Origin of the sequence: Kitasatospora sp. SolWspMP-SS2h, from assembly GCF_003259315.1 — a bacterium.
In the GTDB taxonomy this organism is placed as follows: domain Bacteria; phylum Actinomycetota; class Actinomycetes; order Streptomycetales; family Streptomycetaceae; genus Kitasatospora; species Kitasatospora fiedleri.
In genome coordinates, this window is sequence record NZ_QLLT01000016.1 from 188,752 (window position 1) to 195,561 (window position 6,810).

Sequence of the window (6,810 nt, forward strand, 5' to 3'; positions counted from 1 at the left end):
ACTTATCGGACCAGAGTCGCCCTCGCGCCGACAAATCACCTGGGCGAGCGAGCGAATTCCCTCACTCGGGAAGCCGAATCGAGGTTTGAAACCTGGAATTCCCGGTTCGGACGCCTGCGGACCTTCGGTTTCCCACTATCCACAGGACCGGCCCGAAACCTGTGGATAACCCGCCCCCGGCGGAGTTGTCCACCGGGGTTATCCACAGGCGGGGCCGGGTTATCCCCAGGCCGGGCGGGGCCGCCCCGGCCCCTCCCCCGGCGGCCGGGGGCAGGATGCCGCATTCCCGGCCGGAACGCCACGGACCACCGCACACCGCGCACCGGCCGGAACCCGCCCCCGGCCGGGCCGGGCGGCGTCCCGGAGCGCCCCCCGCCCACCGGTAGGCTGGAGCCCGTGATCGACCTTCGCCTGCTCCGTGACGACCCCGAGCGAGTGCGCACCTCGCAGCGCTCCCGTGGTGAGGACGTCGACCTGGTCGACGCCCTGCTCTCCGCCGACGAACGCCGCCGCGCGTCCGGCACCCGCTTCGACGAACTGCGCGCCGAGCAGAAGCAGCTGGGCAAGCTGGTGGCCGCCGCCAAGGGCGAGGAGAAGGCCGCCCTGCTGGCCCGCACCAGGGAGCTGGCCGCCGAGGTGAAGGCCGCCGACGCCGCGCAGGGCGAGGCCCGGGAGGAGGCCGAGCGGCTGCAGCGCTCGCTGGCCAACCTGATCGACCCGGCCGCCCCGGTCGGCGGCGAGGAGGACTTCGTCACGCTGGAGGAGATCGGCACCCCGCGCGACTTCGCCGCCGAGGGCTTCGAGCCCCGCGACCACGTCGAGCTCGGCCGGCTGCTCGGCGCGATCGACACGGAGCGCGGCGCCAAGGTGGCCGGCGCCCGCTCCTACTACCTGACCGGCCCCGGCGCGCTGCTGGAGCTGGCCCTGGTCAACATGGCGATGGCGCGGGCCACCGCGGTCGGCTTCACCCCGATGATCACCCCGGCGCTGGTGCGCCCCGCCGCGATGGACGGCACCGGCTTCCTCGGCCAGGCCGCCGAGAACGTGTACTACCTCGCCGACGACGACCGCTACCTGGTCGGCACCAGCGAGGTCCCGCTCGCCGCGTACCACATGGACGAGATCCTGGACGCCGAGCGGCTCCCGCTGCGCTACGCCGGCTTCTCCTCCTGCTTCCGCCGCGAGGCCGGCACCTACGGCAAGGACACCCGCGGCATCATCCGGGTCCACCAGTTCGAGAAGGTGGAGATGTTCGTCTTCACCACCCCCGAGGACGCCGAGGCCGAGCACCGCCGCCTGCTCCAGTGGGAGAAGGACTTCCTGAACGCGCTGGAGCTGCCCTACCGGGTGATCGACGTCGCCTCCGGCGACCTCGGCGCCTCCGCCGCCCGCAAGTTCGACATCGAGGCGTGGGTGCCGACCCAGGGCAGGTACCGCGAGGTCACCTCCACCTCCAACACCACCGAGTACCAGGCCCGCCGGCTCTCCATCCGGATGCGCGACGCCGACGGCGTCCGCCCGCTCGCCACCCTCAACGGCACCCTGGTCGCCGTCCCCCGGGTGATCGTCGCGCTGCTGGAGAACCACCAGCGGGCGGACGGCTCGGTGGTCCTCCCCGAGGCGCTGCGGCCCTTCCTCGGCGGCAGGGCCGTGCTGGAGCCCGTCACCAAGTAACCCCCTCCCCCAGGAGCACCCCGCGCCATGAGCACCGCACCCCTGCCCTACCGGCTGGTCGCCACCGACCTCGACGGGACGCTGCTCACCAGCGCCGAGAACGTCTCCGCCCGCACCCGCGCGGCCCTGGGCGCGGTCACCGCGCTCGGGGCGAAGCACATCATCGTCACCGGCCGCTCGGCCGGCTGGACCAGGCCGGTGCTCGACGAGATCGGGTACGACGGGATAGCGGTGTGCGGGCAGGGCGCCCAGGTCTACGACGCGGGCGCGCACAGGCTGATCACCTCCGTCACCCTGGACCGGCGGCTGGCCGCGGTCGCCCTCGCCAAGATCGAGGCCGAGGTCGGCCCGCTCGCCGTCGCCGCCAACCAGGACGGCCTGGACGGCGAGGTGCTCGCCGGGCCCGGCTACCGGCTGCGGATCGGCGCCGAGCTGCCGCTGCGGCCGGTCTCCCCCGACCAGCTGCTCGCCACCCCCGTCAGCAAGCTCTACATCCAGCACCCCGAGCTGACCGACGACCAGCTCGCCGAGGCCGCCTGGTCGGTGGCCGGCCAGCTGGTCGGCATCACGATGGCCGGTGCGGGCATCGTCGAACTCCTCCCGCTCGGCCTGACCAAGGCCACCGGCCTCTCGCTGGCCGCCCGTCGGCTGGGCGTCACCGCCGCCGAGACGATCGCCTTCGGCGACATGCCCAACGACGTCCCGATGTTCCACTGGGCCGGGTACGGCGTGGCGATGGGCAACGCGCACGAGCGGCTGCGCGCGGTGGCCGACGAGGTGACGGTCGGCAACGACGAGGACGGCGTGGCCGTGGTGCTGGAGCGGGTGTTCGGGCTGCGCTGAGCCGCACCGCCCCGCGGGGACGGCGAGGGGGCCGGGCGTCCGCCCGGCCCCCTCGCCCTTCCGTGACCCGCCGTCACCTGCCGACCGGTCAGCCGTAGCTGACGTTGGAGCAGGCGTCGTCGTCCGCCGAGCGGGCGTTCTCGGCGACCTGGGAGGCGACCGGGCCCGGGTCGGTGGCGCCGGCGGCCGTGCCCGCGTAGTCCTTGCCGAGGATCAGCGTGACGCCCGCGCCGCCGCCCGCCTCGACGGTCGAGCCGGGGAACAGCGCGGACACCGCCTCGGCGTGCGCCTTCTGCCCGGCGGAGCCGTACTGCACCACCGTGGTGGCGTGGTTCTGGCTGGCCGCGTTGCCGGTCGCGGTGATGGTGTAGTTGGCGGCCTTGAGCGTCGCGGCGGCCTTGGTGCCGAGGCCGCCGGTGGTGGTGCCGTTGTAGACGGCGACCTTCACGCCGGTGCCGTCCGCGGGCGGGGCCGGGGTCGCGGGCGGCGTGGCCGGGTCGGGGCTCGGGGCGGCGGTGCCCGCGCTGGCGTCCTTCCCGTCCAGGGTGCGGTCGGCCTTCAGCGCGGCCCAGAGCTGGTCGACCTCGGGGTGGTTGAGGCCGATCCGCTCGCCCTGGTAGTGCCAGGGGGTGGTGAGGAACTTGATGTCGTGCAGGTCGATGTTCTTGAGCGTCATCGCCAGGTCGGTCAGCTTCTGCACGCTGCCCAGGTCCTCGTCCACCGTCAGCGACTTGGTGGCGGCGTCGGCCAGCGGGAACAGGCTGGTCGGGCTCATCCCGTTCGCCTTGACCTGCTTGATCAGCGAGGAGAGGAACGCCTGCTGGCGCTGCATCCGGCCGACGTCGGAGCCGTCGCCGATGCCGTGGCGCAGCCGGACGTAGTCCAGCGCGGCCTGGCCCTCGACCTTCTGGACGCCCTTCGGGTAGACCAGGTTGCCCTTGCGGGGCAGGTTGGGGTTGATGTCGCGCTCGTAGATGTCGTTGGGCAGGCAGACCTCGACGCCGCCGACCGCCTTGGTCATCGCGGCGAAGCCCTCGAAGTTGACCACGATGGTGTGGTCGACCCGGAGGTTGGTGAGCTGCTCGACGGTGTTCTGGGTGCAGGCCGGGTTGCCGGCCTCGAAGTTGCCCACCGAGAAGGCGCTGTTGAACATGGCGTCGCCCTGGGGCTTGGTCCAACTCTTGTTCGCCAGCATGCACTTGGGGATGTCGACCAGGGCGTCGCGGGGGAACGAGACGCCGACGGCGTGCTTGTGGTCGGCGTAGACGTGCAGCAGGATCGTGGTGTCGGAGCGGGCGCCGCCCTCGTCGCCGCCGCCGAGGTCCTTGTTGGCGCCGTCGCGCGAGTCGGAGCCGATCAGCAGGATGTTCATCGGCTTGTTGCCGTTGGCGTCGGCCTGCGCCTCCGGCGGGCGGCTCTCGCTGACGCCGGCGCTGTCCCAGGAGGAGAGGTTGGCGTTCAGCCGCCAGTAGAGGAAGCCTCCGGTGCCGACCACGGCGAGGCTGGTGCCGACCAGGCTCCAGACGACGATCCGCTTGGTCCGGCGGGGCGGCTTGCGGCGGCCCTGCGCGGCGGCCCGGCCGCCACCGCCGCCCTGCGCGGCCCGGCGGGCCTCCGCCCGTCCACCGCCGCCACCGCCACCGGTGCCACTGGCGCCGCCGGCGGCCCCGGTGCGGCCCTGGGCGGCCCGGCGGGCCTCGGCGCGGCCCCGGGCGGGGGCGGGGCTGTCGTGGTCGGGGGAACGGCGGCGCGGAACGGTCGGCGCGGGCGCGTCGTCGCGCCGGGGGGCGTCCTGCCGGTAGGTGTCCCCCTGCGGCGGGAGGTTCTCCCACCAGCCGGGGTCCTCGCCCGACGACCCCGCCCTGTGGCCTGTCATACCTGCACCCTTCACCGGAGGCTGCCGTCGGGCGCCTCTGCCACCGCGCCGTCCGCCCGGATCGGCGCGGCGGACGGATGAAGCCGGAGAGCGGAGCATACAAAGGGATCATTTCCGGGTCACTGCCCGGGGCACCACTCCGAGCAATGGAACGCCGGTACGCGGACCGCCGGTTCCCGCCCCGGGGTGTGAGACGCACAACGCCGCGCACGACCCACCCGCCCCGGTGGCGGGTGCGCGGGGCCGGGGGGCGCGGGGGCGGCCAGTTGTAGGATGACCGGGCAAGGGGTTGTAGGATGACTGGCGTCGGTCGGTCGGTGCGTACGGAGAGGAGCCCGGGCGTGGAGGGGTTGCAGGCGGCGGGGCGGCGGTCGTTGGTGGACGCCGCGATCGAGCAGCTGCGGGAGCAACTGGCGTCCGGGGTGTGGCCGGTGGGGGCGCGGATTCCGACCGAGCACGAGCTGGCGGAGCGGCTCCAGGTGGGGCGCAACACCGTGCGGGAGGCGATCCGGGTGCTGGTGCACGCGGGGATGCTGGTGTCGCGGCAGGGCGAGGGGACGTTCGTCCGGTCGACGAGCGACCCGGCGTCGGTGCTGCGCGGGGTGCAGCGGTCGGGGGTGCGGGACGTGCTGGAGGTGCGGGCCGCGCTGGAGACCGAGGCGGCGCGGCTGGCCGCCGAGCGGCACACCGCGGAGGACCTGGCCCGGATGCGGGCGGCGCTGGAGCGGGAGGCCGCCGTGATGGCGGCGCACCCCGAGCGGGCCGGCCGGGAGGCCACCGTCGAGCACGACCTGGAGTTCCACACCGCCGTGGTGGAGGCGGCGCACAACCCGGCGCTGACCGAGGTCTACCGGTACTTCGGGGCCTCGGTGCGGGAGTCGATGCGCACCGCGTTCGGCGACCACGGGATGCCGGAGGTGGCGATCGCCACCCACGCGGCGCTGGTCGACGCGATCGAGAGCCGGGACCCGGAGCGGGCCGAGGCGGCCTGCCGGGCACTGCTGGCGGAGCCGACGGCGGCGGTGGAGCAGCTGCTCGCCGAGATCGCCGCCCGGAAGTAACGCCCGGCCGGCCCGGTCGACCCGGCTCCACCCCTTCACCGTCCCGTTCCCCCCGCACCGTCCCGTTCCCCCGCACAGAGAGTCAGCCCCGCCATGTCGGTCACCCGTGCCGTGCCGCCCGTCCTCGACCAGGAGGCCGGCGGCCGAACCGCCGCCCCGTACGCCCACCCCGCCCTGCTGCTGGCCGGGATCGTGCTGGTGGCCCTGAACATGCGGGCCTGCCTGGCCGCGGTGTCGCCGATGGTCGCGGAGATCCAGCGCGCCTTCGGCCTGTCCGCCACCGCGAGCGGCCTGATCACCACCGTGCCGGTGCTGTTCCAGGGCGTGGGCGCGCCGCTCACGCCCCGGCTGACCCGGCGGTTCGGCACCGAGCGGGTGGTGCTGGGCGCGGTGCTGGCGCTGGGCGCGGGCGTGCTGCTGCGGGTGCTGCCCTCGGTGGCGGCGCTGTACGCGGGCTGCGTGGTGATCGGCGTGGCGATCGCGGTGCTGAACGTGTCGATGCCGGGCCTGGTGAAGCGGGAGTTCCCGCAGAGGGCCGCGGCGATGACCGGCGTCTACTCGACCACCATGCTGGTCGGCGCGACCCTGGCCGCCGGGCTGTCGGTGCCGCTGGAGCACGCGCTGGGCGGCGGCTGGCAGGCGTCGCTGGGGGCCTGGTCGGTGCTGGCGCTGGTCGCCGCGGTGGCCTGGCTGCCGCAGGTGCTGAAGGCCCGTCAGGAGCGGACGGCGCCCCTGCGGGTCGCCCCGGTGACGCCCGTCCCCGGCTCCGGCACCAGCCCGTGGCGGTCCGGGCTGGCCTGGCAGATCAGCGTGTTCATGGGCATCTCCTCGCTGCTGGTGTACACCCTGGTGGCGTGGATGCCGACCATCCTGGCCGACCACGGGATGCCGCGCGGCGAGGCGGGCCTGGTGTTCGCGTTCAGCAACCTGGTGCAGGTCGCCGGCGCGTTCCTGGTGCCGCTGCTGGCGGGCCGGATGACCCGGCAGCGCGGGCTGGCGCTGGTGATGGCCGGGCTGAACGGCGCGGGCGTGCTGTGGCTGCTGCTGGCGCCGGTGTCCGGGGCCTGGTTCTCGGCGACGGTGCTGGGCCTGGCGCAGGGCGGTTCGCTGGGCCTGGGCCTGGCGTTCATCGTGCTGCGCACCGACAGCGTGCCGGGCGCGGCCCGGCTGGGCGGGATGAGCCAGGCGGTGGGCTACCTGGTGGCGGCGGTCGGCCCGGTCGGTGCGGGTGCGCTGCACCAGCTGACCGGCGGCTGGGACGCGACGCTGCTGGTGATGCTGGTGCTGGCCGCGGTCGCGGCGGTGGCGGGCTGGGGCGCGGGCCGGAACCGGACGGTGTAGCGGGCGGACGTGCGG

5 protein-coding genes are annotated in these 6,810 nt (G+C 74.5%); 4 read left to right on the forward strand and 1 reads right to left on the reverse strand.

Features of this window, described 5'->3' with window-relative positions; all coding sequences use genetic code 11:
* Window positions 1-396 precede the first annotated feature (396 nt).
* Together serS and K353_RS21315 are read left to right on the forward strand one after the other, a co-directional pair.
* Window positions 397-1,674, forward strand: a complete 1,278-nt coding sequence (gene serS / locus K353_RS21310) for a serine--tRNA ligase (RefSeq protein ID WP_111555141.1) — start codon at window positions 397-399, stop codon at window positions 1,672-1,674.
* A gap of 27 nt (window positions 1,675-1,701) precedes the next feature.
* The gene (locus tag K353_RS21315) at window positions 1,702-2,517 is read left to right on the forward strand and encodes an HAD family hydrolase (RefSeq protein WP_111555142.1); all 816 of its coding nucleotides are present in this window, start codon (window positions 1,702-1,704) and stop codon (window positions 2,515-2,517) included.
* An 88-nt stretch (window positions 2,518-2,605) separates the two neighbouring features.
* Here K353_RS21315 and K353_RS21320 read toward each other — a convergent pair whose 3' ends face one another.
* A complete protein-coding gene (locus K353_RS21320; RefSeq protein ID WP_199528187.1) occupies window positions 2,606-4,393 on the reverse strand; it encodes an LCP family protein in 1,788 nt (595 codons plus the stop codon).
* 341 nt (window positions 4,394-4,734) lie between these two features.
* On the opposite strand from K353_RS21320, the gene K353_RS21325 reads away from it, so the two are divergent.
* Window positions 4,735-5,454 carry a FadR/GntR family transcriptional regulator gene (locus K353_RS21325; RefSeq protein WP_111555143.1) on the forward strand — a complete coding sequence of 240 codons (720 nt, stop codon included), beginning with the start codon at window positions 4,735-4,737 and terminating at the stop codon, window positions 5,452-5,454.
* Window positions 5,455-5,547: 93 nt separating this feature from the next.
* On the forward strand, window positions 5,548-6,795 hold the full coding sequence (locus K353_RS21330) for an MFS transporter (RefSeq protein WP_111555144.1): 1,248 nt from the start codon (window positions 5,548-5,550) through the stop codon (window positions 6,793-6,795).
* Window positions 6,796-6,810: the final 15 nt, after the last annotated feature.

Coding starts and splice junctions, on each gene's coding strand:
- K353_RS21315 (WP_111555142.1), top strand. CDS start 1,702: ATGAGCACCGCACCCCTGCCCTACCGGCTGGTCGCCACCGACCTCGAC.
- K353_RS21320 (WP_199528187.1), bottom strand. CDS start 4,393: ATGACAGGCCACAGGGCGGGGTCGTCGGGCGAGGACCCCGGCTGGTGG.
- K353_RS21330 (WP_111555144.1), top strand. CDS start 5,548: ATGTCGGTCACCCGTGCCGTGCCGCCCGTCCTCGACCAGGAGGCCGGC.